Here is a 26187-nt window from a genome sequence, read left to right on the forward strand (position 1 = left end):
CCAGGCGTGGGCCTGGCTCATGCGGACCACCAGGTCGCCGTCCTGCAGGTTCGGGTCGGCGCCCTGGAAGCCCGTGACCACGCGGGCCGGCACGCCCGCGGCCCGCATCATCACGACGTAGGCGGACGCGAAGTGCTCGCAGAAACCGAGCTTGCGGTCGAACCAGAACTCGTCGATCGCGTCGGGCGTGGTCTCGCCGTAGATGCCCGGCGCCAGCGTGTAGCCGAAGCCCTCGCGGCGGATCTGCGTCATCAGTTCGCGGCTGACCGCCTGGGCGAGCGCGTTCTCGTCCAGCGCGGCGAAGCGTTCGCGCAAGGTCGCGCCGTAGGCGCGGGCGCGCGGGTTGAGGCCCGGCGGCAGGCTGAGGGATTCATTGCGGTCCGCGCGTCCGAGCCGGGTGCTCGGCGTCGCGCGCGGCCAGGCTTCATGCCGGAAGCGCAGCACCTCGGCGACCGGCAGCGCGACCTGCCACTGGCCCTGCGGCGCGCGGACCGCGGTCAGGCGCCCGACCGACAGGCGCGCGCCGGTGGCGCCGGGGCTGAACTCCAGCAGCGGGATCGCGGTGACACGCAGCGGGTCCATCGTGACCTCGTAGCGGAACACGGGGCCGTCGAGCGCGGGGGCATCCTCGCCGGGCGACCAGGTCACGCGCGGCGCGGTCCAGGTCTTGCCGTCGAAACGCGTCAGCACCTGGGCGCGGAAATACAGCAGCGGCTGCTGCGGCGGCGCGCCGTCGAAGCGTAGGCGCATCGCGATGGTGTCGTCGGTGGCGACGTCCGCGAACGCGCCGAAGGTCATCGAGTCCGACAGCCCGGTGCGCGCACCGGAGTCCTTGGGCAGCCCCCACAGCGGCGGGAAGCGCGGGAAGAGGAGGAACAGCGCGACCATCACCGGCAGGCCGATCAGCGTGTTGCGGGCGGCGATGCGGGCGGCGAGCTTGAGGCTGGGCACGCCCTGCGGCATCTGCGCCAGCACCAGCGCCGACAGCAGGGCCCAGACGCAGCCGATCATCCAGACGGCGATCAGCGGCGACTGCGAATAGAGGAACTGCGTCAGCACCAGGAAGAAGCCGAGGAAGAAGACGACGAAGGCGTCGCGCCGGGCGCGCAGCTCGAGCGTCTTGAGCGCCATCAGCATCGCGATCATCGTGATGCCGGCCTCGCGGCCGAGGATGGTCTTGTGCGTGGCGAAGGTCAGCCCGATGACGATCGCGAGCACGGCCAGCAGGCTCCAGCGGCCGGGCAGGGCCTCGCTGCGCCAGGCCAGGCGCGCGCGCCAGCCGAGCATCAGCGCGGTGAGCAGGCTGCACCACCACGGCAGGTGGCCGGCATGCGGCACCAGCGTGGCCGCGATGATCGCGAGCAGGAACAGCGTGTCCCGCGCTTCGCGCGGCAGGGGGCTGCGGTGCTTGATCGAGCCGCCGGCTGCGGCGGTCGGGGGAAGGGAGGCGCTCATCGCGTCGACGATGCTGAGGGAATGCTCGGAAGGACGCAACGTAGCACACCTCGGGCGGGTCCCCGAGCCGCACGGAGAAACGGCGACGAGAGAGGTCGGGAGAAAACGCCGCACGCGTTCAGATGACGGGAAGTGGCATTCGGATCGTCCCCTCCAACGCGGCACGATGCCCTTCGCGCAATGGTCCGCCCAGTTGGTTGAGGAGCCGTCCTGCCGTGGACAGCAACGGATCGTTCTTCCCGCCGACGGCCGCCTTGATGGCGGCGGTCAGTTCGGCGAAGTACGCCGGGTCATGGTCGCGTAGCCGCGCGATTGCGTGGGACTTCCTGAAACCGCCGGCGCCGAGCAGACAGAGCAGGGTCTGCTGGATCACGTTGTGGAGATCGAGGGCGACAGCGGTCCCCTCGACCGGGTCGTCGCATTGCTTCAAGTCGTCCATGAGGCCGGTCAGCACATGACGGAATTCGTGCCTGTCAGCGAGAAGCGGTCCTGCGCTGCGGATCCGGTTCGCGGCTGTCTTCAACAGATCGGAGCGCGGCGTGGGCGCTGGAAGCACGCGGGACGTCAGCACGATATCGAGCATCACGTGGTTGCGACCCATGCGGCCGCAATGGATGAGGCCGTTAAGCGTCTCAATGTCATAGAGCCAGCTATCGAAGAGTCGTCCCTGCCAACGCCTCGTTTCGCGAAACGGATGAATGGCTTCGGGGAACACCAGCAACAGGTCGATGTCAGAGTGCTCTCGGGCCGTGCCATGTGCCGTGGAGCCGAAGTGGAGCAGGAATTCGAAGCCGGGGTAGTGTGTGTTGGCGAAGGTCAGGATGTCTTGGGTAAGCATGAAGGTCGGATCTGGGTGCGTTGGCGTCTCCAAACCTGCAACAACAACCAGGACGACACAGCGAGCATGAACGTCGCGGCAGCACGATGGCTGTAAGAGTTGGAGAAGTTGTCGCCGGAGACGATTGGATAGATGGCAAGCCCGTCAAGCGTGCCGCCGAAGAGGGGAATGACAAGGAGGTCGTAGGTCAGGTGTAGCGCCATGGCGCCGAGCAACGACCCGCTCCAGAGGTAGAAGGCTCCGATGAGGATGGCGCCGAAGGCCAAGTGGCTCGCCGTCTGCGCGTCGAGGCGCGGACCGAACATGTGGAGATAGACGAAGACCAGGACCTGCAGCAGGAAGGCCGCCGCCCTGCCCACGACCTCTCCCAAGCGATCGAGCACAAGGAACCGGCAGATGAGTTCTTCGGCCACTGCTGCATAGCAGGAGAAGCCCAACAGATAGATCCATTGGAGCCCTCTGATGTGAAATGCGCTCCAGGTGATCTGGCCGCAGGCCGCTCCGAGCAGCATCGCCGCGACAATGCCGATCGCGATCGACGCGCCGAGAGACACGGCGTGCGATCGGCTTCGACGCCCCTGAAGCACGCTGAAGAATGCGTCACCGAAGAGGACGCTCATGATCAGCAGGTCCAGGATCGACTTCAGGATCGATGCGGCCAGAGGCACATGAATCGGATTGAATCCAATGACCACTTCCCAGAACCACTGACTCGACCTGTAGGTGACGTTGCCAACGAGGTAGAGGCCAAGAAGAGCCCGCGCCAGCGCGGACAATTTCTGTTTGATCAGCATGGCGCGGGCTTCAGCGATTACCAGCCCCCGTACTTCATGGCGTAGTCAAAGCAGGCGAAGCTCCACGTTCCGGCCGCCTTGCATTGGGCCCCGTCAAAGTATCTCTGGTTGATGATTTCTCCCCAGGAGTTGGTCCCCTCTACGCGAGTGGCCGCGGCATCGCCGCCCGACACCAGTTCGAGTTCATGAAGTTCAAGTTCACGCATCTGAATTTCCAGGAAGGGGCGCGTGAAGGGTGGCGCCCGAACACCAGACCTGTTTGCGTCGACATCGTTCTGATGAAGAGCGCGCAACAAGGCTGATGCACAGTTTTGCGGTGCCAGGTCTTGCCATCTATGGCTGATGGAGGTCGACTTTGCGACGAGTGCCAGCAGATTGAGCCAGCCGACCCACTGATTCATGTGGTCGCCGGCATCGACCGCGCTTCCCAGCGCAACGACCTCGAACTATTCCTGGATCAGCGCCAACGCTTCCATGCACACCCGGAAGTGATCCGGCCCCAGGTCCGGCGGAATAGCGAGCTCATGCAGCTTCAGTCCATAGGGCAGGCCTTCTTCCTCGGCCCGTTGCACCCAGGCGGTCAGGCGCGACACGCGCTGCTCAAACGGCAGACCACGCGTCGCGGCGAGGTCCAACCATTGCTCGCTGGCGCGGCTGCCCAGGCGCTCGCGCACGAGCAGCGCCGCGCCGCCGCCGCTGCTGCCCGACGGCGACTGCGGCTGCGCCAGCGCGAGTGCGGACTTCTTCCAGAGGATCTGACGCGGCGAATCGCCGTGCCGGTACGGCCGCAGTCCCGGGTCGTCGCCCAGGCCGGGCTGGCCCTGGCCTTGCGGCAGACCTTCCTCGACCGAGGCGGCGGGCGGCGCGTCGAGCTCCGGCGTCGGATAGACCCAGGCCTGCGCCGCCGGACGCCAGTAGCTCCAGGTCACGAACAGGCCGAAGGGGAAGTGCGATTCGATGCGCAGCCGCGGCAGCGCATGCCGGCCGCGGGTCGCGAAGCTCACCTGCAGGTGCAGTTGCGCGTGGCCCTGCGCCGGAACGTCCGCGTAGGCCGTGTCCGCCGCCTTGGCCTCGGGCAGCCGCAGCCCGATACCGAAACGCGCCGAGCCGGTGTTGTGCAGCCGGATGTCCAGCGCGAGCGGCTGGCCGGCATGCGTGGCGGACGGCGTCTTCAGGTCCAGCTTCAGGCCGCGCAGGTTGGCGTGGGTCGCGTTCATCGACGCCATGCCGGCGCCCGCCAGCACGAAGGTCAGCAGATAGCCCAGGCTCAGCTGGTCGTTGATCGCCGCCAGCAGCAGCACCAGCAGCGTCGCGACGAAGGCGGCACCCGGGCGGCTCGGGATGATGTACAGGTTGCGCTGCGTCAGCGCGGTCGTGTCGCTGGCCGGGTGGCGGCCCTGCCACCACTTGTCCCAGCGCCGCTGCCACGGAAAGCGGATCGCCGGCAGCTTCAGCGAGGGCAGCTTCACGGCAGCGGCACCGCGGCCATCATCGCGCGCACCTGTTCGCGCGCGCCCCGGGCGCTGCCGCCGCGCGGCCGCAGCCGGTGCGCGATGGTCTGCGGCAGGATGGCCTGCACGTCGTCCGGCGAGACGTAGTCGCGCCCGCTCAGCAGCGCCTTCGCACGCGCCGCCCGCAGCAGCGCCAGGCCGGCGCGCGGGCTCAGGCCTTCCTGGAACCATTCGCCGGAGCGCGTGGCCTCCAGCAGCGCCTGCAGGTAGTCCAGCAGCGCCGGCGAGACATGCACGGCCAGGACCGCGCGCTGCAGCTCGCGCAACTGGTCCGGCGTCATCACCGGCTTGAGCGCGCGCAGCAGCTCGCGGCTGTCGCCGCCCATCAGCAGCTCACGCTCGGCCTGCCGGTCCGGATACCCCAGGCTGATGCACATCAGGAAACGGTCCAGCTGCGACTCCGGCAGCGGATGCGTGCCCAGCTGCTCGCTGGGGTTCTGCGTCGCGATGACGAAGAAGGGCAGCGGCAGCGGATGCGTCGTGCCGTCGACGCTGACCTGGTATTCCTCCATCGCCTCCAGCAGCGCGCTCTGCGTTTTCGGACCGGCGCGGTTGATCTCGTCGGCCAGCAGGACCTGGCTGAACACCGGGCCCGGGTGGAACTGGAAGGGGTTGCCCCCGGCCGCTTGCGCGCCCGGCTGGTAGATGTTGACCCCCAGCAGGTCGGACGGCATCAGGTCGGTGGTGAACTGCACCCGCGAGAAGCGCAGCCCCAGCGAGATCGACAGCACGTGCGCCAGCGTCGTCTTGCCGACGCCGGGCAGGTCCTCGATCAGCAGGTGGCCGCCGGCCAGCAGGCAGGCCAGACAGTCCTCCGTCTGCGCCTGTTTGCCTTTGATGATCGTGCTAATCTGCCGGCGAAGGTCGGTCAGCGGCTGGGAGGCGAGGGTCGGAGCGTCGGAACTCATCGGCGCACGATATCGCAGAATCGGTTCGCTCCGCCGAAGCGCCGTGCATGCCCTGAACGTGCCCCCGACCGTGCCCCGACCGTGTGAGCGCCGAGCGACAGCCAAGCAAGAGCCGACCATGAGCCGCCCATGAGCACCGCCTTCATCAGCCACCCCGACTGTCATCGTCACGACATGGGCGCCGGTCACCCGGAATGCCCGCAGCGCCTGGGCGCGATCGAGGACTGGCTGATCGCGCACGGCGTCGACGTCGCGCTCGATCGCCATGAGGCGCCGCGCGCCGAGCTCAAGTCGCTGGAGCGCGCGCACTCCGCCCGTTACGTCGCCGAATTGAAGGCGGAGCTCGAGGCGCTCGAGCAGCAGGCGAAGGCGGGCGTGCCCAACCCGATGAAGGCGCTGGACCCCGACACCTGCGCCAACGCGTTCACCTGGTCCGCGGCGCTGCGCGCGGCGGGCGCGGCGGTGCAGGCGACCGACCTGGTCGTCGACGGTCGTGCGGAGAACGCCTTCTGCGCGGTCCGCCCGCCGGGGCATCACGCGACCCGCGACCAGACGATGGGCTTCTGCTTCTTCAACAACGTGGCCGTCGCGGCGCGGCACGCGCTGGACGTGCGCGGGCTGGACCGCGTGGCGGTCATCGACTTCGACGTCCACCACGGCAACGGCACCGAGGACATCCTGGCCGGCGACGACCGCGTGCTGATGGTCAGCATCTTCCAGGACCCGCTGTACCCGTACTCCGGCACCGAGCCCAAGGGCGCGAACATGCTCAACGTGCCGGTGCCGCCGTACACACGCGGCGCCGAGGTGCGCGAGATGATCGAGTCGCTGTGGATGCCGGCGCTGGAGCGCTTCAAGCCGCAGATGATCTTCGTCTCGGCCGGCTTCGACGCGCACCGCGACGACGAGCTGGCGCAGCTCGGCCTGGTCGAGGCCGACTACGAATGGATCACGCTGCGCATCATGGACGTGGCCCGCCGCCATGCGAAGGGCCGCATCGTGTCCTGCCTGGAAGGCGGCTACGACCTCGGCGCGCTGGCGCGCAGCGTCGGCGTGCACCTGCGGACGCTGGCTGGCATCTGAGCGGACGGTCGGATTCAGCGCCGACGTCCGGCGCGGCGCGACAATCGCGCCCGCAACCGCCGGCACGCCGGGGCGCACACAGTCGGTCCCCCGACTGAACGACCCGGCCCGCGCCGGCTCCCGAATTGTTTTCCTCCTTGAGCGTCATCTTGGGCACCACCACTCCCCTGAACCACACCCTGAGCCTGCGCGAACTGGAGTCGCTGCTCATCATGCTGGCGCGCCCGCAGGCGCTGATCGAGGTCGGTCTGGTGCTCGCCTGCCTGGCCTTGTCCTGGCTGATCGTCTTCCGCATCAGCAGGCATGTGACGACGGCGCCGGGGCACCACTCGGTGCTGCTGGGCCACCGCGTGTTCGACGGCGTCCTGTTCCCGGTCATCGCGCTGCTGCTGGCGCTGGGCGCGCGGCGGGTGATGCCGCTGCTGGGCGAACCGGTCGCGCTGTTCCGGGTCGTCATCCCGGTGCTGCTGTCGCTGGTGGTGATCCGGCTGGTGGCGCGCGTGCTGCGGGCGACGATGCCCGACTCCCTCGGCATCAAGCTGCTGGAGCGCAGCGTGTCCTGGGTGGCGTGGCTGGGCTCGATCCTGTGGATCGTCGGCGTGCTGCCCATCCTCATCGACGAGCTCGACGACTACAAGCCGAAGTTCCTGCCGAAGGGGCCGAGCGGCCAGGCGACGAGCGCCTACGACCTGCTGATCATCGTGCTGCAGATCGGCGCCATGATGCTGGTGGTGCTGTGGCTGTCGTCGATCATGGAATCGCGGCTGCTGCGCGGCAAGTCGGTGCTGGACCTGTCGATGCGCAAGATCGCGGTCAACCTGACGCGCACGGCGCTGCTGCTGATCGGTGCGATGGTGGGGCTCAACCTGCTGGGGCTGAACCTGAGCGCGCTGTCGTGGCTGGGCGGCGCGGTCGGCGTGGGCCTGGGCTTCGGGCTGCAGAAGATCGCGGCGAACTACGTCTCCGGCTTCATGATCCTGGCCGAGCGTTCGCTGCGCATCGGCGACATGGTGAAGGTCGACAACTTCGAAGGACGTATCAGCGACATCAAGACGCGCTACACGGTGATCCGCGCGCTCAACGGCCGCGAGGCGATCGTGCCCAACGAATCGCTGATCACGACGCGGGTGGAGAACCTCTCGCTCGCCGACCCGCAGGTGAACGTGTCGACGGTGGTGCAGGTGGCCTACGGCACCGACGTGGACGCGCTCTTCCCGCAGCTGATCGAGGAAGTGAAGCGCGTCCCGCGCGTGCTGTCCGAGCCGTCGCCGTCGGTGTCGCTGAGCAACTTCGCCGCCGACGGACTGGAGCTGACGATCGGGTTCTGGATCTCGGATCCGCACAACGGGCAGGGCGGGGTGCGCTCGGAAGTGAACCTGGCGATCCTGCGCCTGCTGAACCGCCTGGAGATCGACATTCCGTTCCCGCAGCGGGTGGTGCGGACTGTCGTCGAAGCCCCGGTCGCCGAAGGTCCGGTCGGGCCTGTCGCTCCCACGGAGAAGTGACTGCTTTCGTCGGGGAGGGCTACGCCGCGGTGAAGCGGATGACCCGATGGGAGGCTGGTTTCTCGCGCAGGCGGACCGTGGCGATCCCCTCCGGAGCGGCCTGCCACCGCGCGCGGCCGAGCGTCGCGAGGTCGTCGTAGCCGCCCAGCCGCTCGAAGCGATCGAACACGAACGGCAGGCCCTCGCCCGAGTTCGGCGCGCCTTCGTCGCAGAGGTGCAGATGCAGGTGAGGGCCGGTGGAGTCGCCGGTGAATCCCAGTTCGCCCAGCACCTGGCCTTGGCGCACGCGGTCGCCGGGACGGACCGTCAGGCTGCCCGGGCGCAGGTGCTCATAGAGGACGTGACCACGGCCTGCCAGCGAGAGGATGACGTGGTTGCCCGGCGCGTCGATCAACGGATGCCGGCGGTTGCCGGTGATCGAGGTCGCCTCGGCCATGTCGTTGCGTGCGGCGCTCACGATGCCGTCCGCGACGGCCAGCACCGGCGCGCCATAGCCGAAGTGGTTGCCGGGACGATCGGCATCGCCTCGCGCGATGCGGCCGTCCGCGTCCACCTGGACGAAGTCGATGGCATGCCGGCCGGGAATCGTCCAGCGATCCGGCTGTTGGAAGCCCACGCGGCGGTGGCCGCGTTCCCACGCGGGATCGTGGATCGCGACCCAGAGGCCATCGCGAAGCGGCGGACCGAAGACCGTTGCGCCCTGCGCGGAGACGACGTGCATCTCGCCCTCGGTCTCGGTCTCGGTCTCGCGGTCCGCGTCCCACGCGACGACGGGCCTCAGCCGGATCGGCAGAGGCCGCCCCGGGCGGGAGCGCAGCTCCACATGGATGAGGATCCGGTCGTCATCGACGCGCGCGAGGCGCCGTTTCAAGGCCGCTTCATCGAACAGCGCGAAGGTGTCGCCGCGTTCGACGTCGACCAGTCGCAAGGCCGTCGGTGAAGCCGCGCCGACGGGGCAGGCGAGATGGATCTCGCCGACGAGCTCGTCCAAGCCCTCCACGCGCACGGGACCGCCCGGCGCGATCAGGCGCGGACGGTTACGTGGCGCTGCGGGCGCCGCGTCCATCGCTGTCGCCGTTGCTTTCGCGGATGCCATCGTCGCGGCGAGCATCGCCAGTGCGGCGCCCGTGAAGGTCCGGCGTGGAAGGCGCGCCAGGCCGTCGATGTGATCGCTCATGTCCGCAGTGATACGCGGGAAGCGGCCGCGATGCGGAGTGCCGGAAGGCATCGCCAATGAAAAAGACCACCAGAGGGTGGTCTTGTCGTTCGTGATCGCGACGCTCGCGATCGCGCGGGGCAGGGCGTTCAGCCCGCCGCCACCGGGATCTTGACCGGCTTGCCCGCGGCGATGCGCTGCTGCCACTCGGCCGGGCCGGTGATGTGGGCGCTGGTGCCGCCGGCGTCGACCGCCACCGTCACCGGCATGTCGACCACGTCGAACTCGTAGATCGCTTCCATGCCCAGGTCCTCGAAGCCGATGACCTTCGCGTGCTTGATCGCCTTGGACACCAGATACGCCGAGCCGCCCACCGCCATCAGGTAGGCCGACTTGTGGTTCTTGATCGACTCGATCGCGACCGGGCCGCGTTCGGCCTTGCCGATCATCGCGATCAGGCCGGTCTTCTCCAGCATCATGTCGGTGAACTTGTCCATCCGCGTCGCGGTCGTCGGGCCCGCAGGTCCCACGACTTCATCGCGCACCGGATCGACCGGGCCGACGTAGTAGATGACGCGGTTGGTGAAGTCCACCGGCAGCGGTTCGCCCTTGGCCAGCATGTCCTGGATGCGCTTGTGCGCGGCGTCGCGGCCCGTGAGCATCTTGCCGTTGAGCAGCAGCGTGTCGCCCGGCTTCCAGCTGGCGACTTCGTCCTTGGTCAGCGTGTTCAGGTCGACGCGCTTGCTCTTGTTGTAGTCCGGCGCCCACTTCACGTCGGGCCACAGGTCCAGGCTGGGCGGCGTGAGGTAGCTCGGACCCGAGCCGTCGAGCACGAAGTGCGCGTGGCGGGTGGCGGCGCAGTTCGGGATCATCGCGATCGGCTTGGAGGCCGCGTGCGTCGGGTAGGTCTTGATCTTGACGTCCAGCACGGTGGTCAGGCCGCCCAGGCCCTGCGCGCCGATGCCCAGCGCGTTGACCTTCTCGTACAGCTCGATGCGCAGTTCCTCGAGCTTGTCCTTCGGACCGCGCTCGAGCAGCTCGTACATGTCGATGTCGTCCATCAGGGCTTCCTTGGCCAGCAGCGCGGCCTTCTCGGCCGTGCCGCCGACGCCGATGCCCAGCATGCCCGGCGGGCACCAGCCCGCGCCCATGGTCGGCACGGTCTTGAGCACCCAGTCGACGATGTTGTCGCTCGGGTTGAGCATGTAGACCTTGCTCTTGTTCTCCGAGCCGCCGCCCTTGGCCGCGACGATGACGTCGACGGTGTTGCCGGGCACGACGTCCATGAAGATCACCGCGGGCGTGTTGTCCTTGGTGTTCTTGCGCTCGAAGATCGGATCGCTGAGCACCGAGCCGCGCAGCTTGTTGTCCGGGTGGTTGTAGGCCTGACGAACGCCTTCGTTGACGGCGTCCTGGATGGAGCCGGGGAAGTCGCCCCAGCGCACGTCCATGCCGATCTTCAGGAACACGTTGACGATGCCGGTGTCCTGGCAGATCGGACGGCGGCCTTCGGCGCACATCTTCGAGTTGGTCAGGATCTGGGCGATCGCGTCCTTGGCGGCCACGCTCTGCTCGCGCTCATAGGCGCGCGCCAGATGCTGGATGTAGTCGGCCGGGTGGTAGTAGCTGATGTACTGCAGCGCGGCGGCGACGCTTTCGACGAGGTCGGCGTGGCGGATGGTGGTCATGGTCGTGGACAGGCTGGTCACGGGAGACCGCGATTATCCTTTTTATCCCGTTACCCGGTGAAACCCCCGACGCCACCGGCGCCGGGAAGGCGCCCTGCGCACGCTTGTGCGAAAGCGCGGGATACGGCGCGCGCACCGGCGATGATCGGGTCTTCACGGCGTGTCCTGCCCTGATGAGCCATGGACGCGACACGCCCGCTCTGCTGTACTGCCGGGCCCGCCGACCGGGCGGGGCCGCTCTTTCGGAGGACGCCTTCTTGACCCCAGGACTCAAACGCTTCTTCGCCAGCGAATCGGCCGGCGGCATCGTGCTCGCCATCGCCGCGGTCGCCGCGCTGATCCTGTCCAACTCCCCCTGGCGGGAGTTCTACGCCGCCTTCACCCGCATCGAGGGCGAGGTCCGCATCGGCGGCGACTGGCTGGTGCTGGCCAAGCCGCTGCTGGTCTGGGTCAACGACCTCTGGATGGCCGTCTTCTTCTTCCTCGTCGGCCTGGAGATCAAGCGCGAGTTCGTCGGCGGCGAGTTGTCGGACCGCTCGCAGGCCGTGCTGCCCATCGTCGCGGCGTTCGGCGGCATGGCCGCGCCGGCGCTGATCTATGCGGGGCTCAACCTCGGCGACCCCGTCGCGCTGCACGGCTGGGCCATCCCCGCGGCGACCGACATCGCCTTCGCCATCGGCATCGTGATGCTGCTGGGCTCCCGCGTGCCGGCCTCGCTGAAGGTCTTCCTCACCGCTGTCGCGATCATCGACGACCTCGGCGCCATCGTCGTCATCGCGCTCTTCTACACGAGCCAGCTCTCGCTGACGATGCTCGCCGCCGCCGGGGCCTGCCTTGCCGTGCTGTTCGCGCTGAACCGCGCCAAGGTCAAACGCGTCGACGTCTACATCGTGGTGGGCCTCGTGCTGTGGACCTGCGTGCTGAAGTCGGGCGTGCATGCGACGCTCGCGGGCGTCGCCACCGCACTCTTCATCCCGTCCGACGACGACGGCCACGGTCACTCGCCGGCCGAGGACCTCGAGCACGCGCTGCATCCCTGGGTCGCCTTCCTGATCCTGCCGATGTTCGCCTTCGCCAACGCCGGCGTGTCGCTGCTCGGCCTCAACGCCGGCGACCTGCTCCATCCCGTCTCGCTGGGCATCGCGCTGGGCCTGCTGCTGGGCAAGGCGATCGGCGTGTTCGGCAGCTCGTGGCTGATGATCCGCTTCGGCCTGGCGCAGAAACCCGGCGGCGCCGACTGGGTCCAGTTCTTCGGCGTCTGCGTGCTGTGCGGCATCGGCTTCACGATGAGCCTGTTCATCGGCGGCCTCGCGTTCGAGGGCCACGGGCCGGACTGGGAAACCCGCGTGAAACTCGGCGTGCTCGGCGGGTCCCTCCTGTCGGGCATCGCCGGGACGCTGATCCTGCTGCGCCAGCGCGGCTGAGCCCGCGGATCCAGCAACGACAAAGCGGCCCGCGGGCCGCTTTGTCGCTTGCACCGGTGCTGGCGTCGGGCCGTGCCCCGGCCCGCTCCGAGACTCAGTGCTTCTCGCTCGGACCGTGCGACAGCAGCTTGTCCGTGTACGCGATCGCCAGCGCCGACAGCAGGAAGGCCAGATGGATGGCGGTCTGCCAGATCAGCGTCTTCTCCTGGAGGTTCTCGACGTTGATGAAGGTCTTGAGCAGGTGGATCGACGAGATGCCGATGATGGCCGTCGCCAGCTTGACCTTCAGCACCGAGGCGTTCACGTGGTCCAGCCACTCGGGCTGGTCCGGGTGACCCTCCAGATGCAGCCGCGATACGAAGGTCTCGTAGCCGCCGATGATCACCATGATCAGCAGGTTGGAGATCATGACCACGTCGATCAGCGCCAGCACGGCCAGCATGATGATGGTCTCGTTGAGCTTGGTGACCGTGACCCCGGGCTCGTAGCCGACGCTGCTGACCAGCAGTTTCAGCGCCTCCTGGTTGCCGAAGGCGGCCTCGACGAGGTGCACGAGTTCGGTCCAGAACTGGAAGACGTAGACCGCCTGCGCCAGGATGAGGCCGATGTACAGCGGCAACTGCAGCCAGCGGCTGCCGAACATCAGATGCGCGAGCGGATGCATGCGCTTGCGTGCGGTGTCGGCCGTGGGCTTCGGGCTGTCGGTCATCGGGGTAAGTCCTTCAAGTCGTAACTGGCGGGAACCGCCAAACCGGTCGATTTTAGTGAGAGCATCGCCCCGACGAACCGTTCCGAGTTCGGAGGCGCCGGCGCCCCTCGAAGCGAATGCCGAGCAGGCGCAGGCGATTGAGCGCCGAGGGGCGCCGGCGCCTCCGGACGAGCGGGGTGCACGACAGCTCTTCTACAAGAGTAAGCACATCGTCAGTGTGAAAGCGGAGAGTTCGGCCGAGTCTGAACCCGAGTTCGAAGATCCCTGCCTGTACGGAGACATAGGCCATGAGTGACAAGATCAGCGACAAGATCTACAACCCCCCCGCATCCGCCGTCCAGGGCGCCCATGTGTCCGGCCTGGCCGCCTATGAGGCGCTGTGCAAGGAGGCGGACACCGACTACGAGGGCTTCTGGGCCCGCCAGGCGCGCGAGCTGCTGAGCTGGAAGCAGCCCTTCACCAAGGTGCTCAACGATTCCGACGCGCCGTTCTTCAAGTGGTTCGAGGACGGCAAGCTCAATGTCTCCTACAACTGCCTGGACCGCCACGTCGAAGCCGGCCGCGGCGACCGCGTCGCGATCATCTTCGAAGCCGACGACGGCACCGTGACCCGCGTCACCTATGCCGATCTGCTCGCCAGGACCGCGCAGCTGGCCAACGCGCTGAAGGCGCGCGGCGTGAAGAAGGGCGACCGCGTCGTCATCTACATGCCGATGTCGGTCGAAGGCGTGGTCGCCATGCAGGCCTGCGCGCGCATCGGCGCGACGCACTCGGTGGTGTTCGGCGGCTTCTCGGCGCAATCGCTGAGAGACCGTGTCCAGGACGCCGGCGCCGTCATGGTCCTGACCGCCGACGAGCAGGCCCGCGGCGGCAAGTCGCTGCCGCTGAAGTCCATCGTCGACGAGGCGCTGGCCGACAACAGCTGTCCCACCATCCAGCACGTCATCGTCTACAAGCGCACCGGCGGCAACATCGCCTGGGTCGCCGGCCGCGACGAATGGCTGCACGACGCGGTCGCCGGGCTGGCCTCGAGCTGCGAGCCGGAATGGGTCGAGGCCGAACACCCGCTGTTCCTGCTCTACACCTCGGGCTCGACCGGCAAGCCCAAGGGCGTGCAGCACAGCACCGGCGGCTACCTGCTGCATGCCGCGCTGACCACGAAGTGGACCTTCGACCTGAAGGACTCCGACATCTTCTGGTGCACCGCCGACATCGGCTGGGTGACCGGCCACACCTACATCACCTACGGCCCGCTCGCGCTGGGCGGCACCGAGGTCGTCTTCGAAGGCATCCCGACCTTCCCGGACGCCGGCCGCTTCTGGCAGATGATCGAGAAGCACAAGGTCACCATCTTCTACACGGCGCCGACGGCGATCCGCTCGCTGATCAAGGCCGCCGAAGCGAACGAGGCCGTGCACCCCAAGCGCTCCGACCTGAGTTCGCTGCGCATCCTGGGCTCGGTCGGCGAGCCGATCAACCCGGCCGCGTGGGAGTGGTACCACCAGCACGTCGGCGGCGGCCGCTGCCCTATCGTCGATACCTTCTGGCAGACGGAGACCGGCGGCCACATGATCACCCCGCTGCCGGGCGCCACGCCGCTGGTGCCGGGCTCCTGCACGCTGCCGTTCCCCGGCATCACCGCGGCCATCGTCGACGAGACCGGCAACGACGTGCCCAACGGGCAGGGCGGCATTCTGGTCGTCAAGAAGCCCTGGCCGTCGATGATCCGCACCATCTACGGCGATCCGGAGCGCTTCAAGAAGAGCTACTACCCGCCGGAGCTCAAGGGCTACTACCTGGCCGGCGACGGCGCCATCCGCGACGCCGAGACGGGCTACTTCACCATCACCGGCCGCATCGACGACGTGCTGAACGTGTCGGGTCACCGCATGGGCACGATGGAGATCGAGTCCGCGCTGGTCAGCTGCACCGAGCTGGTCGCGGAGGCGGCGGTCGTGGGCCGGCCGGACGACACCACCGGCGAGGCGATCTGCGCCTTCGTCGTGCTCAAGCGTCCGCGCCCGAGCGGCGACGAGGCCAAGGCCATCGCCAAGCAGCTGCGGGACTGGGTGGCCAAGGAGATCGGCCCGATCGCCAAGCCCAAGGACATCCGCTTCGGCGACAACCTGCCCAAGACCCGCAGCGGCAAGATCATGCGGCGCCTGCTGCGCTCGGTCGCGAAGGGCGAGACGGTCACGCAGGACACGTCCACGCTCGAGAACCCCGCGATCCTGGAGCAGCTCGGACAGGCCTACTGAGGACGCTGGCCGAGGCCACGCGCGGGATGCGCGTGGCACCCATCCCGTCGTCGGTTCCTCGACCGTTTCTCCTCTGAAAACACGCCCGGCCCCGCTTTCGCGGGGCTTTTTCTTGCGCTGGCGCAAGCTGACAACCGCCTGGACGGCAGGAAGTGCGGGAAGGGCTGACCTTCTCATGGCAGCGCAGGCCGGATGCACACTCCCACGGGTTGTGGAACCCGGGCGCGCCCGGACGAAAAATGCCGGCTCCGTTCCTCCAGGAGCGGTCCCCGCGATCTTGGCGGCGCTCGGGCGACACGGCGCGCCAGACGCCCCCCTCACAGAAGGAGTCGTTTGTGGAATATTCGTTCACGCTCAAGTACCAGATGCCGCCCCAGGACTGCGAGGAAGAACCGTTGAAGCAGCGGCTGGCGTCGGTCGGCTGCAAGGACGCGCGGGTCGCCTTGGGCTTGCGCGGCAGGCTGATGCTGAGCTTCACCCGGGCCGCCGAGCGGGCCGATCAGGCCCTGCTGGGCGCGCTGCGCGAGGTCCGCAAGGCCGTCCCCGGCGCGCGGATGATCGAGGCGGGGCCGGACATGGTCGGCCTGACCGACGTGGCCACGCTGGTGGGCGTGTCCCGCCAGAACATGCGCAAGCTGATGCTGACGCATCCGATGAGCTTCCCGTCGCCGATCCACGAGGGCAACTCGTCCTCGGTCTGGCACCTGTGGGACGTGCTGCGCTGGATGCAGGGGCGCGGCGGCTACAAGATCGACGAGTCGGTGCTCGAGCTCGCGACGGTCGCCAAGGCCGTCAACCTCGCCCGCGAGAGCCGTCACCTGGACGAGCGGCGGCGCGAGGAGCTGTTCAAGCTCGTGGCCTGAAAAAGGAACAGGCCCCGAAGGGCCTGGAGCGCGCGGGATGCGCGCCAATCATGCGGAACACGGACTGACCACGGTCGGGGCACGGGCGGCATCGCCGCGCGCCCTGCCCAAGGTCACTTCGTCGTCAGGATCCACTTGGCGAGCTGTTCCGCCTCCGCCGGGTTGACCTGCGTGTTGGCCGGCATCGGCACCGGACCCCAGACGCCGGAGCCGCCCTTGACGATCTTCTCGGCCAGCTTCTTCACCGCGTCCTTGTCGCCGGCGTACTTGGCCGCGACGTCCTTGTAGGCGGGGCCGACCAGCTTCTTGTCGACGGCGTGGCAGGCCATGCAGTTCTTCTTCTGCGCCAGCTCGGGGCTGGCGAAGGCGCTGGGCGCGGCCAAGGTGGCGGCGAGGGCCGCGGCGATGAACAGGGCGTTTCTCATGGCATCCTTTCAGGTGTCGCCGGGCCCCCGAATGGCGCCACAATCGCCGCCGCGACATGACGAGTCGCGACGCAGGTCGACGGGTGGCTGGGGGATTCCGGGCTCGCGCGATTGTAGTGTTGGGGGATGCGCCGAGCGGGTGCGCACGAGGAGAACGACGATGTGGTTGATGGTGATCGGTGTCTTGTTGATTCTTCTCAAGCTGGCCAGTGTCGGCCCGTTTGAAACGCTGAGCTGGTGGTGGGTGCTGTCGCCCTTCCCGGTGGCCGTCGTGTGGTGGGAAATCGCCGACCAGACGGGCTACACCAAGAAGCGCGAGATGGACAAGATGGACGAGAAGAAGGAAACGCGTCGACAGCGCCAGCTCGAGGCCATCGGCCAGGGCGACAAGACGCGCAAGAAGCGCTGAGCGCGCTTCCCGCGCTTCAGGCGCGCCCCCTTCACTCGAACTTGTCGAGCACCGCGCCCGAGCTGGCGCTCGACGCGTTCTTCGCGAACTTCGCCAGCACGCCGCGCGTGTAGCGCGGCGCGGGCTGCGTCCAGGCGGCCTTGCGGCGCGCCAGTTCCGCGTCGTCGACGTTGAGCTGCAGCAGCAGCTGCAGTGCGTCGATGGTGATGGAGTCGCCCTCGCGCACCAGCGCGATCGTGCCGCCCGCGTAGGCCTCCGGCGCGACGTGGCCGACGACCATGCCCCAGGTGCCGCCCGAGAAGCGGCCGTCGGTGATCAGGCCGACGCTTTCGCCCAGGCCCTGGCCGATCAGCGCGCCGGTGGGCGCCAGCATCTCCGGCATGCCCGGACCGCCCTTGGGACCCAGGTAGCGCAGCACCATCACGTCGCCGGCCTTGATCTGCTTGGCCATGATGGCGGCGAGCGCCGACTGCTCGTCGTCGAAGACGCGCGCCGGTCCGGTGATGACCGGGTTCTTCAGGCCGGTGATCTTGGCCACGCAGCCTTCGGGCGACAGGTTGCCCTTCAGGATGGCCAGGTGGCCCTGCGCGTAGATCGGATCGGCCACGGCGCGGATGACCTCCTGGTCAGGCGACAGGTCCGGCACGTCGGCCAGGTTCTCGGCGACGGTCCTGCCGGTGATGGTGATGCAGTCGCCGTGCAGCAGGCCGGCCTTGAGCAGCTGCTTCATGACGGCGGGGATGCCGCCGGCCTTGTGCAGGTCCACGGCCAGGAAACGGCCGCTGGGCTTGAGGTCGCACAACACCGGGATCTTCGTGCGCATGCGCTCGAAATCGTCGATGGTCCAGTCCACCTCGGCCGCGTGCGCGATCGCCAGGAAGTGCAGCACCGCGTTGGTCGAGCCGCCGGTGGCCATGATCACCGCGACGGCGTTCTCGATGGCTTTCTTGGTCACGATGTCGCGCGGCTTCAGGTCGGCCTTCACGGCGGCGACCAGATAGTCCGCGGCGCGCTTGGTGTTCTCGACGACCTCGTCCTCGACGTTGGACATGCTCGACGAGTAGGGCAGCGACATGCCCAGCGCCTCGAAGGCCGAGCTCATCGTGTTGGCGGTGTACATGCCGCCGCAGGAGCCGCTGCCGGGAATGGCGCGCTTCTCGATCTGGCAGAAGTCCTCTTCGCTCATCTTGCCGGCGCTGAACTGGCCGACCGCCTCGAAGACGCTGACGATGTTCAGGTCCTGGCCCTTGTAGTGGCCGGGCTTGATGGTGCCGCCGTAGATGTAGATCGCCGGCACGTTGGCGCGCAGCATGCCCATCATGCCGCCGGGCATGTTCTTGTCGCAGCCGCCGATCACCATCACGCCGTCCAGCCACTGGCCGCCGACGCAGGTCTCGACGCAGTCGGAGATCACCTCGCGCGAGACCAGCGAGTACTTCATGCCCTCGGTGCCCATGGCCATGCCGTCGGAGATCGTCGGCGTGCCGAAGAGCTGCGCGTTGGCGCCGGCGGCCTTCAGGCCGATGACGGCGGCGTCGGCCAGCTTCTGCAGGCCGGAGTTGCACGGCGTGATCGTCGAGTGGCCGTTGGCCACGCCGATCATCGGCTTGCCGAAGTCGCCTTCCTCGTAGCCCATGCCGTAGTACATCGAGCGGTTGGGCGCGCGCGCGACGCCCTCGGTGATGTTCTTCGAACGGCGGTTGGGCGCGTCGTCGTGGGGGGCAGCGGCGGCGCTGCCGGAGGCGTTGTTCTTGGCGTCGGTCATGGTGTCGTCCTGGCGAGCGGGGCTTGGATCGCGCCAGTATGCGTCGCGCCTTCTTGCGGGTCCAATATATAGTTGGCGGCGTTTTGATTCATGTGATGTATCGATGATCGAACTCCGTCCCTTGCGCCAGTTCCTGGTGCTGGCCGAGGAACTGCATTTCGGCCGCGCCGCCGAGCGGCTGCACATGACGCAGCCGCCGCTCAGTCTGGCCGTGCAGAAGCTGGAGGCGCTGCTGGGCGTCCAACTGCTGGAACGCGGCCGGCGGACCGTCGCGCTGACGGCGGCGGGGTTGGCGCTGGTCGAGGCCTCGACGCGTCTGGTCGAGCAGGCGGACCAGGTGCCCGCCCGCGTGCGCGCGGCGGCCAGCGGCGAGGCCGGGCGGTTGAGCCTGGGCTTCGTGTCGACCGTCGGTTACGGCGACATGCCGCGCTGGCTGCGGCTGTTCCGCGAGGCGCTGCCGGACGTGCAGCTCGCGCTGCGCGAGGCGACGCTCGATGTCCAGTTGCGCGGCTTCGAGACGGGCGAGCTCGACGCGGGTTTCGCCATCCACGCGCCCGGTGCCGAGCCGGCCGGCTTCGAGTGCCTGACGGTGTCGACCGAGCCGCTGGTGCTGGCGCATGCGGAGGACTGGGCCCTGGCGAAGCGCCGCAGCCCGTCCCTGGAGGACGTGCTGCGCGAGCCGCTGGTCGTGTTCCCGAGAGAGATCGCGCCGTCGCTCTTCGACGCCTTGCTGGGCTTCTACCGCGCGCACGGCGCCACACCGCACATTGCGCAGGAGGCCATCCAGATGCAGACCATCGTGAATCTCGTGTCGGCCGGCATGGGCGTGGCCTGGGTGCCGCAGTCGGTCTGCGCGCTGCAACGGCCGGGCGTCCGCTACCGGCCCTGGCCGTCGGCCCGCGTGCCGGCCTGCGACACCAGCCTGATCTGGCGCCGCGACGCCTCGCCGGTGGTGCGCCGCTTCGTCGACCATGTCCGGGGGCAGGTGAAAGTCAAGGCGTGACCCCGCCCGGAACGGCCCCGAAGGGGCAGGTCCGGCCTGCAGCTTGCCGATGGTGAACACGAAGGTGAAGTTCCGTATCCGGCATGCCGCGGGCATGCAGGCCCGGCGGACTTCTGCGACCATGCGTCGATGAAAGGACGTTCCCTGTGACAGCACCCCGCAACAACGACGACGACCGCCGCCGCGGCACCTGGCGACGCCTGATCGGTGCGATCTGCGTCATCACCGGGTTCTCGATGGTCATGAGCGTGGCCTTCGCGACCCCGGCCGAGGCCGCGGTGCTGAAGGACGCCGAGCTGCAAGCCTTGCTGGATGCCGGCCGCGCGGACGATCTGGAGAAGCTCGCCACGCAGCGCGTGAAGGCCGATCCGGACGATCCGCAGGCGCTGGCCGCGCTGGCGCTGGCGCAACTGGACCTGGTCGACGGCGCGGTCCTGAAGCAGAACATCCAGCGCCTGGAGCAATGCGTGCAGCGCGCGCCCAACGAAGGCGCCTGCCATTACGCGCTGGCACTGGCGCTGGTCATGCAGGCGCGCGGCGGCAGCAAGCTGAAGGCGCTGGGCTCGCTGGGCCGGGTCAGCGAACTGGCGCAGCGCGCGATGACGCTGCTGCCCGACGCGCCCGAGCCGCGCAGCGCGCTGCAGCAGTACTACCTGGCCTTGCCGAGCTTCGTCGGCGGCGGTGAGTCCAAGGCGCGCGCGCTCGAACAGGACGTGAAGGACCCGGCGCAACTGGGCTTGATGCGGGCGCGGGTGGCGGCGTCGAAGAAGGATTGGCCGGCGATGGAGAAGGCGCTGCGCGCGGTGCGCACGCAGCGGCCCGAGCTGCTGCTGGAGCAGCGCGTGCTGTGGAGCGACTATGGCCGCAACCTGTTCTTCAGCGAGCAGAAGGAGCGGGCGGTGCCGTGGTTCGAGGAGCTGCTCAAGAGCCAACCCAACCAGGCGATGGGCGCTTACGGCCTGGGCCGCGCGTACGACGCGCTGGGCCAGTACGACAAGGCGGTATCCGCCTTCGAGCGGGCCCGCAGCCTGCAGGGCGCCGAGCAGCTGGGCCTGGACCGGCGCCTGGGCAGCGCGCTGGCGGGCAAGGGCGACAAGGCCGGCGCGCGCGTGGCGCTGCAGCGTTGCGTGGACAACCGCCGCGGCAGCAACGGCGACATCGAGGACTGCCGCAAGCAGCTGGCCGCGCTGGGGAACTGACGCACAGCTTTATGATTCGCGCCTTCTCGACGCGGTAAAGCTCTCTCCATGCTGGTCCATCCCCAGTTCGACCCCGTGGCCATCTCGATCTTCGGATGGCCGATCCATTGGTACGGGCTGATGTACCTGACGGCCTTCGGGCTGTTCCTGTGGCTGGGCAACCGCATGGTCCGCAAGCCCTGGAACGCGGCGCGCGGCTGGACCCGCCGCGACATCGACGACCTGCTGTTCTACGGCGTGCTCGGCGTGGTGCTGGGCGGCCGGCTGGGTTATGTCTTCTTCTACAAGCCGGCCTACTACCTGAGCCATCCGGGCGAGATCCTGGCCGTGTGGCAGGGCGGCATGTCCTTCCACGGCGGGCTGCTGGGCGTGCTGGTCGCGCTGGCGTTCTTCGCGTGGCGGCGCGGCTTCAACTTCCTCGAGGTCGGCGACATCGTCGCGCCGTGCGTGCCCACCGGGCTGGCCGCCGGCCGCCTGGGCAACTTCATCAACGGCGAGCTGTGGGGCCGCGCGGCCGATCCCGGCCTGCCGTGGGCGATGGTGTTCCCGCAGGCGCATGACGCCGTGCTGACGCCGCGCCACCCGTCGCAGCTCTACCAGTTCCTGGGCGAAGGCGTGCTGCTGTTCATCGTGCTGTGGCTGTTCGCGCGCAAGCCGCGGCCGATGGCGGCGGTGTCGGGGCTGTTCCTGGTCGGTTACGGCGTGGCGCGTTTCGTCGCCGAGTATTTCCGCGAGCCCGACAGCTTCCTCACCCTCGACAAGCAACCCCTGCACCTGAGCCAGGGCCAGTGGTTGAGCGCGCCGATGATCGTCGCCGGCGTCCTGATGATGCTGTGGGCCTACCGGCGCGCGGCACGTCTGCGGGCGGCCACCGCGACGCGCTGAGCGCGTCCAGCCCGTTCATCGCCGCGACCCCTTCACGAGACCCGACATGCGTCAGATCTTCTTCGATACCGAAACCACCGGCCTGAATCCCGAATCGGGCGACCGCGTCGTCGACATCGGCTGCGTGGAGATGGTCAACCGTCAATTGACGGGCCGCCATCTGCACTTCTACCTGAACCCCGAACGCGACATGCCCGAGGAGGCGTTCCGCGTCCACGGGCTGAGCATCGAGTTCCTGTCGGACAAGCCGAAGTTCGCGCAGATCGTCGACGAGTTCCTCGAGTTCATCCGCGACGCGGAGCTGATCGCGCACAACGCGGCCTTCGACGTCGGCTTCATCAACGCCGAGCTCAAGCGCTGCGGGAAGGCGCCGCTGCATGAGTGCGTGGAGAGCGTGCGCGACACGCTGCTGATGGCGCGGGACATGTTCCCGGGCAAGGCGAACTCGCTGGATGCGTTGTGCCGCCGGCTGGAGGTCGACAACAGCAACCGCGGCCTGCACGGCGCGGTGAAGGACGCGGAGCTGCTGGCGGAGGTCTTCATCCGGCTGACGCGGGGTCAGGACTCGCTGGTCATCGACGACAGCGCGTCGTCGTCGGGCGAGGGTGGTCAGTTGGAGGTCGTGGCCATCGACTTCAGCGCGTTCGACCTGCCGGTGATCGCGGCCACGGCCGAGGAACTGGCGCTGCACGACAAGGCGCTGGTGGATCTCGACAAGGCCAGCGGCGGCAAGCGCATCTGGCAGGTGCCGGTCGCGGCCTGAATCGCCGCTGGAGCGACCCGACCCGGAGACGGGTCTGAGAGACAAGCGCCAAACAGTTCTTGAATCGCGTCAAATTCTCATGGCATAATCTTCGACTTTCCCGGACATCCAAAACTGTAGCGAAGCAACAAGCTTGGCAGCGGTGGCGGACGACAAGACCGGGCGGTTAGCTCAGCGGTAGAGCACTGCCTTCACACGGCAGGGGTCGCAGGTTCGAACCCTGCACCGCCCACCAGATCAACCCCGTCAACGCAAGTTGGCGGGGTTTTTTCTTTGGTGGCGTGACGGCTCACGGATGAGCGAACTTCATCAGACCGAACATGATCGGGATCATTGCGAGGTGCCCGCCGACGATCCATCGAACCAGTTCGCTTCGCATGAGCGCCATCTCGCCTCGCACGTTGGCGATGTCGCCGCGCACGCTGGCGATGTCCTGCTTCAGTTCCGCTCGGACGGTGACGATCTCACCCCGCACGAGGGCAATCTCCTGCCGCAGTTCGGCGCGCACCATGCCGACCTCGCTGCGGACGCCGGCGATCTGGGATTTCAACTCCGCCATTTCCGTCCTGACCGTATACATGTCGGAGTTCTTCGCCAGGTGGGACTGCTTGTCGTTCATGCGTTTCTCCATGGCGCTGTCGATCGATTCGGCGGCGTCGTCGGCGTCCTGCTGCGAGGCGCCGACCTGACGGAATGCTTTGTGCAATGCGAGCTTCATTGAGCGGCTCCTTCGCGTTATGTACTGCGAGTTCGTGGATGAGGTGGGCAGGGATCATCCTGCGTTCACGGGGTCCCGTCTCTCGCACATTTCAGTCATTTATGGGGGGGGGCGCGGAGAGAATCGGTGCATGCCTTCGCTGCTGCCGCCCTCGCTCATCGCCGTCATTCCGCGCTGTCTGCAACTCGTTCAGCAGCCGGTGCCGGACGGCCTCATTCCGCTGCGATTGGGGGACCTCACGATCGGCCACGTGCATCCGATGCGCCAGGTCTTGCTAGGCGAACTCTGGCCCGAACTTGAGCGCCGAGATGGCGCGCTGTGCTGGGATGCGGAGGCGCTCGATGTCGAGGCGCGATCGCAGCGCATCGATGGGGTCGCGCTCGCGCTGAAGGAGCGCGGTGCGATCACCGGCTGGCGCGGCGAACGCTACGCCTGCGAGCGGCCCGTCGACGATCCCTGCATCGAACGCGGCGAGGTGCTGTTCCGCCTGGAGCGCGCGGCCTTCCGCTTCTTCGGGCTGATGAGCCGCGCGGTGCACATCAACGGCTTCCTGCCGGGTGCGCGGCTCGTGTGCGGTCGGCGTGCGCTGTCGAAGGCGACCGATCCGGGCAGGCTCGACAACCTCGCCGCCGGCGGTCTGACCGCCGATGAAGACCTAGTCGACTGCGCGCGCCGCGAGTTGCTTGAAGAGGCGGGTGTGCCGATGGCGATCAGCGCCGCGGTGCAGGCGCGTGGTGCGATGCGCAGCACGCGCATGGAAGTGGAGGGCCTGCACGACGAAGTGCTGCACATCTTCAGCCTTCAACTGCCCGCCGGCTTCTCGCCGCGCAACGGCGACGGCGAGGTCAGCGAATTCCTGACGCTCGATCTGGAGACCCTCGCGCAACGGCTCGTCGGCGGCGAGTTCAGCCACGATGCCGCCGCGGTGAGCGCCTTCGGGCTCCGGCATTCGCACGCGCTCGCGGACCTGCGCGCCTGATCGGCGACGGAGCCCGCACGGGACGGGCGAGGCTGGTCACAATCACCCGCATGGATCAAGTCGATGCAGTGGTGATCGGGGCCGGCGTCGTCGGCCTCGCGGTCGGCCGGGCGCTGGCGATGCGCGGTCTGGAGACGCTGGTGCTGGAGCGCGAGCTCGCCATCGGCACCGGCGTGAGTTCGCGCAACAGCGAGGTCATCCATGCCGGGCTCTACTACCCGGCGGGATCGTTGAAGGCGCGCCTGTGCGTGCGCGGCAAGCAGCTGCTCTACGCGCACTGCGAATCCCACGGCGTGCCGCATCGTCGCTGCGGCAAGCTCGTCGTCGCGACGTCGGTGGATCAGTTGCCTGGCCTGCGCGCGCTGCAGGCGAAAGCAGCCGCCAACGGCGTCGGTGATCTGCGCTGGCTCACGCGCGAGGAAGCCCTCGCGCTCGAGCCCCAGCTGCGATGCGAGGCCGCGTTGCTCTCGCCGTCGACCGGCATCGTCGACAGCCACGGGCTGATGCTCTCGTTGCAGGGCGATCTCGAGCGCCACGGCGGTGCGGTCGCCTTCGGCGCGGCGGTGACCGCGGTGCGCCGCGACGGCGCCGGGCACGTGGTCCACACCGACGACATGACGCTCGGCGCCCGCCTCGTCGTCAATGCGACCGGGTTGCATGCGCCGATGCTCGCCGCCGCGATCGAGGGCCTGCCGGCGCCACCCGCCGCACGCTTCAGCAAGGGCTGCTACTTCGCGCTGCAGGGGCGGGCACCGTTCTCCCGGCTCGTGTATCCGATGCCGCAGGACGCGTGGTTGGGCGTGCACCTCACGCTGGACCTCGGCGGTCAGGCGCGCTTCGGACCCGATGCGCAGTGGCTGGACGTCGAGAACCCCGAAGACATCGACTACGCCGTCGATCCCGCCCGCGCCGACGTGTTCTACGACGACGTGCGCCGCTATTGGCCCGCGCTGCCGGACGGCGCCTTGCAGCCTGCGTACAGCGGCGTGCGGCCGAAGATCCACGCGTCGCACGAGCCCGCGCCCGACTTCCGCATCGACGGCCCCGCGCAGCACGGCGTGCCAGGTCTGGTGAATCTGATGGGCATCGAGTCGCCCGGTCTCACGAGCGCGCTGGCGATCGCCGAGGAAGTCGTCGCACGCGTCGGTCTCTCATGAGTCCTCGGTCGTGCAGGGACGGCAGGGCGTGAGGTTTGGACGCTTGCCGGCCGGGCCTCATGTCCTGGCGGCCAAGCGCTGGGACTGTGCAAGTGGAACGGGCCTCGCGTCAATCCGTCGGCACGCGCAGCGCGCGGTCCCGCTCCTTCGCAATGCGCGCGGCGAAGTCTGCTGACGAGCCACCGGTCGGCAGGTTGCTGACGTCGAGGATCTTCGAGCGGATCTCGGGCAGCCGCAGCGCCTCGTTGATCACCGTGTTGATCAGGCGCAGCCGGTCTTCGGGCACGCCGCGCGGCGCGAAGAGGCCGAAGGTCGAGACCAGGTTCGCATCGGGGAAGCCGAGCTCGGCCAGGGTCGGCACGTCGGGCAGCACCGGCAGCCGCACCGGCGAGCCGATCGCCAGCGCCTTGAGCTTGCCCTGTCGAACGAACTGCAGCTGCTGCGACGCCACGTTCGAGGACAGCAGCTCGAACTGCCCGCCGATCGCGTCGGTCAGCTGCTGGCCGCCGCCCTTGTAGGGCACGTGGATGATGTCGACGCGCGCCGCGGCGCGCACCTGCGCGAGCACCATGTGGCCGACCGTCGCGTTGCCCGACGTCGCCCAGCGCAGCCGGCCTGGCGCCCGCCGCGCGGCGGCGATCATCGCGCCGAAGTCCTTCGGCTTGAACGACGGGTGCGCGAGCACGAGGACC

General features: G+C 68.4%; 25 protein-coding genes and 1 tRNA gene. 13 read left to right on the plus strand and 13 right to left on the minus strand.

Going from position 1 to position 26187, the window contains the following annotated elements; all coding sequences use genetic code 11:
* From VF536_RS19720 to VF536_RS19745, 6 genes are all read right to left on the minus strand, one after another.
* The coding region (locus tag VF536_RS19720) for a DUF3488 and transglutaminase-like domain-containing protein (RefSeq protein WP_331616574.1) at positions 1 to 1455 on the minus strand (1455 nt) is incomplete at its 3' end.
* Positions 1456 to 1573: 118 nt separating this feature from the next.
* Positions 1574 to 2293: a nucleotidyltransferase domain-containing protein gene (locus VF536_RS19725; RefSeq protein WP_331616575.1), complete on the minus strand. Its 720-nt coding sequence runs from the start codon at positions 2291 to 2293 to the stop codon at positions 1574 to 1576.
* Positions 2272 to 3087: a CPBP family intramembrane glutamic endopeptidase gene (locus VF536_RS19730; protein ID WP_331616576.1), complete on the minus strand. Its 816-nt coding sequence runs from the start codon at positions 3085 to 3087 to the stop codon at positions 2272 to 2274. Before VF536_RS19730 ends, VF536_RS19725 begins: the two co-directional genes overlap by 22 nt.
* A 17-nt stretch (positions 3088 to 3104) precedes the next feature.
* Complete coding sequence (locus tag VF536_RS19735; protein ID WP_331616577.1) at positions 3105 to 3488, minus strand: hypothetical protein; 384 nt, start codon at positions 3486 to 3488, stop codon at positions 3105 to 3107.
* Between the two features lie 45 nt (positions 3489 to 3533).
* Positions 3534 to 4556, minus strand: coding sequence for a DUF58 domain-containing protein (locus tag VF536_RS19740; RefSeq protein ID WP_331616578.1), 1023 nt, complete (start codon positions 4554 to 4556; stop codon positions 3534 to 3536).
* Positions 4553 to 5506, minus strand: a complete 954-nt coding sequence (locus tag VF536_RS19745) for a MoxR family ATPase (protein ID WP_331616579.1) — start codon at positions 5504 to 5506, stop codon at positions 4553 to 4555. The genes VF536_RS19740 and VF536_RS19745 overlap by 4 nt, the downstream gene beginning before the upstream one ends.
* Before the next feature lie 129 nt (positions 5507 to 5635).
* Here VF536_RS19745 and VF536_RS19750 point away from each other — a divergent pair, with 129 nt between their 5' ends.
* Complete coding sequence (locus VF536_RS19750) at positions 5636 to 6589, plus strand: histone deacetylase family protein (protein WP_331616580.1); 954 nt, start codon at positions 5636 to 5638, stop codon at positions 6587 to 6589.
* 137 nt (positions 6590 to 6726) lie between these two features.
* Positions 6727 to 8094: a mechanosensitive ion channel family protein gene (locus tag VF536_RS19755; RefSeq protein WP_331616581.1), complete on the plus strand. Its 1368-nt coding sequence runs from the start codon at positions 6727 to 6729 to the stop codon at positions 8092 to 8094.
* 19 nt (positions 8095 to 8113) lie between these two features.
* On the opposite strand, the gene VF536_RS19760 is transcribed toward VF536_RS19755, so the two are convergent.
* Both VF536_RS19760 and VF536_RS19765 read right to left on the minus strand, forming a co-directional pair.
* Positions 8114 to 9271 (minus strand): M23 family metallopeptidase, encoded by a 1158-nt coding sequence (locus VF536_RS19760; RefSeq protein ID WP_331616582.1) that lies wholly within the window; start codon positions 9269 to 9271, stop codon positions 8114 to 8116.
* A gap of 128 nt (positions 9272 to 9399) precedes the next feature.
* Positions 9400 to 10938 (minus strand): fumarate hydratase, encoded by a 1539-nt coding sequence (locus tag VF536_RS19765; protein ID WP_331616598.1) that lies wholly within the window; start codon positions 10936 to 10938, stop codon positions 9400 to 9402.
* 257 nt (positions 10939 to 11195) lie between these two features.
* On the opposite strand from VF536_RS19765, the gene nhaA reads away from it, so the two are divergent.
* Positions 11196 to 12362: a Na+/H+ antiporter NhaA gene (gene nhaA / locus VF536_RS19770; RefSeq protein WP_331616583.1), complete on the plus strand. Its 1167-nt coding sequence runs from the start codon at positions 11196 to 11198 to the stop codon at positions 12360 to 12362.
* A 94-nt stretch (positions 12363 to 12456) separates the two neighbouring features.
* Here the strand turns inward: nhaA and VF536_RS19775 are convergent, their stop codons facing one another.
* The gene (locus VF536_RS19775; protein WP_331616584.1) at positions 12457 to 13071 is read right to left on the minus strand and encodes a TIGR00645 family protein; all 615 of its coding nucleotides are present in this window, start codon (positions 13069 to 13071) and stop codon (positions 12457 to 12459) included.
* Between the two features lie 287 nt (positions 13072 to 13358).
* Here VF536_RS19775 and acs point away from each other — a divergent pair, with 287 nt between their 5' ends.
* On the plus strand, positions 13359 to 15329 hold the full coding sequence (gene acs, locus VF536_RS19780; protein ID WP_331616585.1) for an acetate--CoA ligase: 1971 nt from the start codon (positions 13359 to 13361) through the stop codon (positions 15327 to 15329).
* A 335-nt stretch (positions 15330 to 15664) separates the two neighbouring features.
* Entirely contained in the window at positions 15665 to 16192 is a 528-nt protein-coding gene (locus VF536_RS19785; protein WP_331616586.1) for a DNA-binding protein, read from the plus strand.
* A 113-nt stretch (positions 16193 to 16305) separates the two neighbouring features.
* On the opposite strand, the gene VF536_RS19790 is transcribed toward VF536_RS19785, so the two are convergent.
* Positions 16306 to 16617: a c-type cytochrome gene (locus VF536_RS19790; RefSeq protein WP_331616587.1), complete on the minus strand. Its 312-nt coding sequence runs from the start codon at positions 16615 to 16617 to the stop codon at positions 16306 to 16308.
* Positions 16618 to 16777: 160 nt separating this feature from the next.
* Here VF536_RS19790 and VF536_RS19795 point away from each other — a divergent pair, with 160 nt between their 5' ends.
* A complete protein-coding gene (locus VF536_RS19795; RefSeq protein WP_331616588.1) occupies positions 16778 to 17026 on the plus strand; it encodes a TIGR04438 family Trp-rich protein in 249 nt (82 codons plus the stop codon).
* Positions 17027 to 17057: 31 nt separating this feature from the next.
* On the opposite strand, the gene ilvD is transcribed toward VF536_RS19795, so the two are convergent.
* Positions 17058 to 18791 carry a dihydroxy-acid dehydratase gene (ilvD, locus tag VF536_RS19800; RefSeq protein ID WP_331616589.1) on the minus strand — a complete coding sequence of 578 codons (1734 nt, stop codon included), beginning with the start codon at positions 18789 to 18791 and terminating at the stop codon, positions 17058 to 17060.
* Positions 18792 to 18894: 103 nt separating this feature from the next.
* Between ilvD and VF536_RS19805 the strand changes: the two genes are divergently transcribed.
* The 5 genes from VF536_RS19805 to VF536_RS19825 all read left to right on the plus strand — a co-directional run bounded on the left by VF536_RS19805 (position 18895) and on the right by VF536_RS19825 (position 22876).
* Entirely contained in the window at positions 18895 to 19794 is a 900-nt protein-coding gene (locus VF536_RS19805) for a LysR family transcriptional regulator (protein WP_331616590.1), read from the plus strand.
* Positions 19795 to 19940: 146 nt separating this feature from the next.
* On the plus strand, positions 19941 to 20993 hold the full coding sequence (locus VF536_RS19810) for a tetratricopeptide repeat protein (RefSeq protein ID WP_331616591.1): 1053 nt from the start codon (positions 19941 to 19943) through the stop codon (positions 20991 to 20993).
* A 48-nt stretch (positions 20994 to 21041) separates the two neighbouring features.
* Positions 21042 to 21878, plus strand: coding sequence for a prolipoprotein diacylglyceryl transferase (lgt, locus tag VF536_RS19815; RefSeq protein ID WP_331616592.1), 837 nt, complete (start codon positions 21042 to 21044; stop codon positions 21876 to 21878).
* Between the two features lie 46 nt (positions 21879 to 21924).
* On the plus strand, positions 21925 to 22641 hold the full coding sequence (dnaQ, locus tag VF536_RS19820; protein ID WP_331616593.1) for a DNA polymerase III subunit epsilon: 717 nt from the start codon (positions 21925 to 21927) through the stop codon (positions 22639 to 22641).
* A 160-nt stretch (positions 22642 to 22801) separates the two neighbouring features.
* A tRNA-Val gene (locus VF536_RS19825) sits at positions 22802 to 22876 on the plus strand.
* A 54-nt stretch (positions 22877 to 22930) separates the two neighbouring features.
* On the opposite strand, the gene VF536_RS19830 is transcribed toward VF536_RS19825, so the two are convergent.
* On the minus strand, positions 22931 to 23359 hold the full coding sequence (locus tag VF536_RS19830) for a hypothetical protein (protein WP_331616594.1): 429 nt from the start codon (positions 23357 to 23359) through the stop codon (positions 22931 to 22933).
* 130 nt (positions 23360 to 23489) lie between these two features.
* Between VF536_RS19830 and VF536_RS19835 the strand changes: the two genes are divergently transcribed.
* Together VF536_RS19835 and VF536_RS19840 are read left to right on the plus strand one after the other, a co-directional pair.
* Positions 23490 to 24338, plus strand: coding sequence for an NUDIX hydrolase (locus tag VF536_RS19835; RefSeq protein WP_331616595.1), 849 nt, complete (start codon positions 23490 to 23492; stop codon positions 24336 to 24338).
* Positions 24339 to 24388: 50 nt separating this feature from the next.
* Complete coding sequence (locus tag VF536_RS19840) at positions 24389 to 25495, plus strand: NAD(P)/FAD-dependent oxidoreductase (protein ID WP_331616596.1); 1107 nt, start codon at positions 24389 to 24391, stop codon at positions 25493 to 25495.
* Positions 25496 to 25604: 109 nt separating this feature from the next.
* Here the strand turns inward: VF536_RS19840 and VF536_RS19845 are convergent.
* Positions 25605 to 26187: tripartite tricarboxylate transporter substrate binding protein (locus tag VF536_RS19845; protein WP_331616597.1), on the minus strand; the 583-nt coding region annotated here is incomplete at its 5' end.

This window comes from Roseateles sp. (assembly GCF_036486225.1).
Lineage (GTDB): Bacteria > Pseudomonadota > Gammaproteobacteria > Burkholderiales > Burkholderiaceae_C > Roseateles.

Excerpts from the sequence above, each read along its gene's own strand:
- VF536_RS19735 (WP_331616577.1), bottom strand. The coding sequence starts at position 3,488 with ATGAATCAGTGGGTCGGCTGGCTCAATCTGCTGGCACTCGTCGCAAAG.
- VF536_RS19790 (WP_331616587.1), bottom strand. The coding sequence starts at position 16,617 with ATGAGAAACGCCCTGTTCATCGCCGCGGCCCTCGCCGCCACCTTGGCC.
- lgt (WP_331616592.1), top strand. The coding sequence starts at position 21,042 with ATGCTGGTCCATCCCCAGTTCGACCCCGTGGCCATCTCGATCTTCGGA.
- VF536_RS19830 (WP_331616594.1), bottom strand. The coding sequence starts at position 23,359 with ATGAAGCTCGCATTGCACAAAGCATTCCGTCAGGTCGGCGCCTCGCAG.
- VF536_RS19750 (WP_331616580.1), top strand. The coding sequence starts at position 5,636 with ATGAGCACCGCCTTCATCAGCCACCCCGACTGTCATCGTCACGACATG.
- ilvD (WP_331616589.1), bottom strand. The coding sequence starts at position 18,791 with ATGACCGACGCCAAGAACAACGCCTCCGGCAGCGCCGCCGCTGCCCCC.
- VF536_RS19725 (WP_331616575.1), bottom strand. The coding sequence starts at position 2,293 with ATGCTTACCCAAGACATCCTGACCTTCGCCAACACACACTACCCCGGC.
- VF536_RS19730 (WP_331616576.1), bottom strand. The coding sequence starts at position 3,087 with ATGCTGATCAAACAGAAATTGTCCGCGCTGGCGCGGGCTCTTCTTGGC.
- VF536_RS19765 (WP_331616598.1), bottom strand. The coding sequence starts at position 10,938 with ATGACCACCATCCGCCACGCCGACCTCGTCGAAAGCGTCGCCGCCGCG.
- VF536_RS19775 (WP_331616584.1), bottom strand. The coding sequence starts at position 13,071 with ATGACCGACAGCCCGAAGCCCACGGCCGACACCGCACGCAAGCGCATG.
- VF536_RS19795 (WP_331616588.1), top strand. The coding sequence starts at position 16,778 with ATGTGGTTGATGGTGATCGGTGTCTTGTTGATTCTTCTCAAGCTGGCC.
- acs (WP_331616585.1), top strand. The coding sequence starts at position 13,359 with ATGAGTGACAAGATCAGCGACAAGATCTACAACCCCCCCGCATCCGCC.
- VF536_RS19835 (WP_331616595.1), top strand. The coding sequence starts at position 23,490 with ATGCCTTCGCTGCTGCCGCCCTCGCTCATCGCCGTCATTCCGCGCTGT.
- VF536_RS19840 (WP_331616596.1), top strand. The coding sequence starts at position 24,389 with ATGGATCAAGTCGATGCAGTGGTGATCGGGGCCGGCGTCGTCGGCCTC.
- VF536_RS19760 (WP_331616582.1), bottom strand. The coding sequence starts at position 9,271 with ATGAGCGATCACATCGACGGCCTGGCGCGCCTTCCACGCCGGACCTTC.
- dnaQ (WP_331616593.1), top strand. The coding sequence starts at position 21,925 with ATGCGTCAGATCTTCTTCGATACCGAAACCACCGGCCTGAATCCCGAA.
- VF536_RS19745 (WP_331616579.1), bottom strand. The coding sequence starts at position 5,506 with ATGAGTTCCGACGCTCCGACCCTCGCCTCCCAGCCGCTGACCGACCTT.
- VF536_RS19805 (WP_331616590.1), top strand. The coding sequence starts at position 18,895 with ATGATCGAACTCCGTCCCTTGCGCCAGTTCCTGGTGCTGGCCGAGGAA.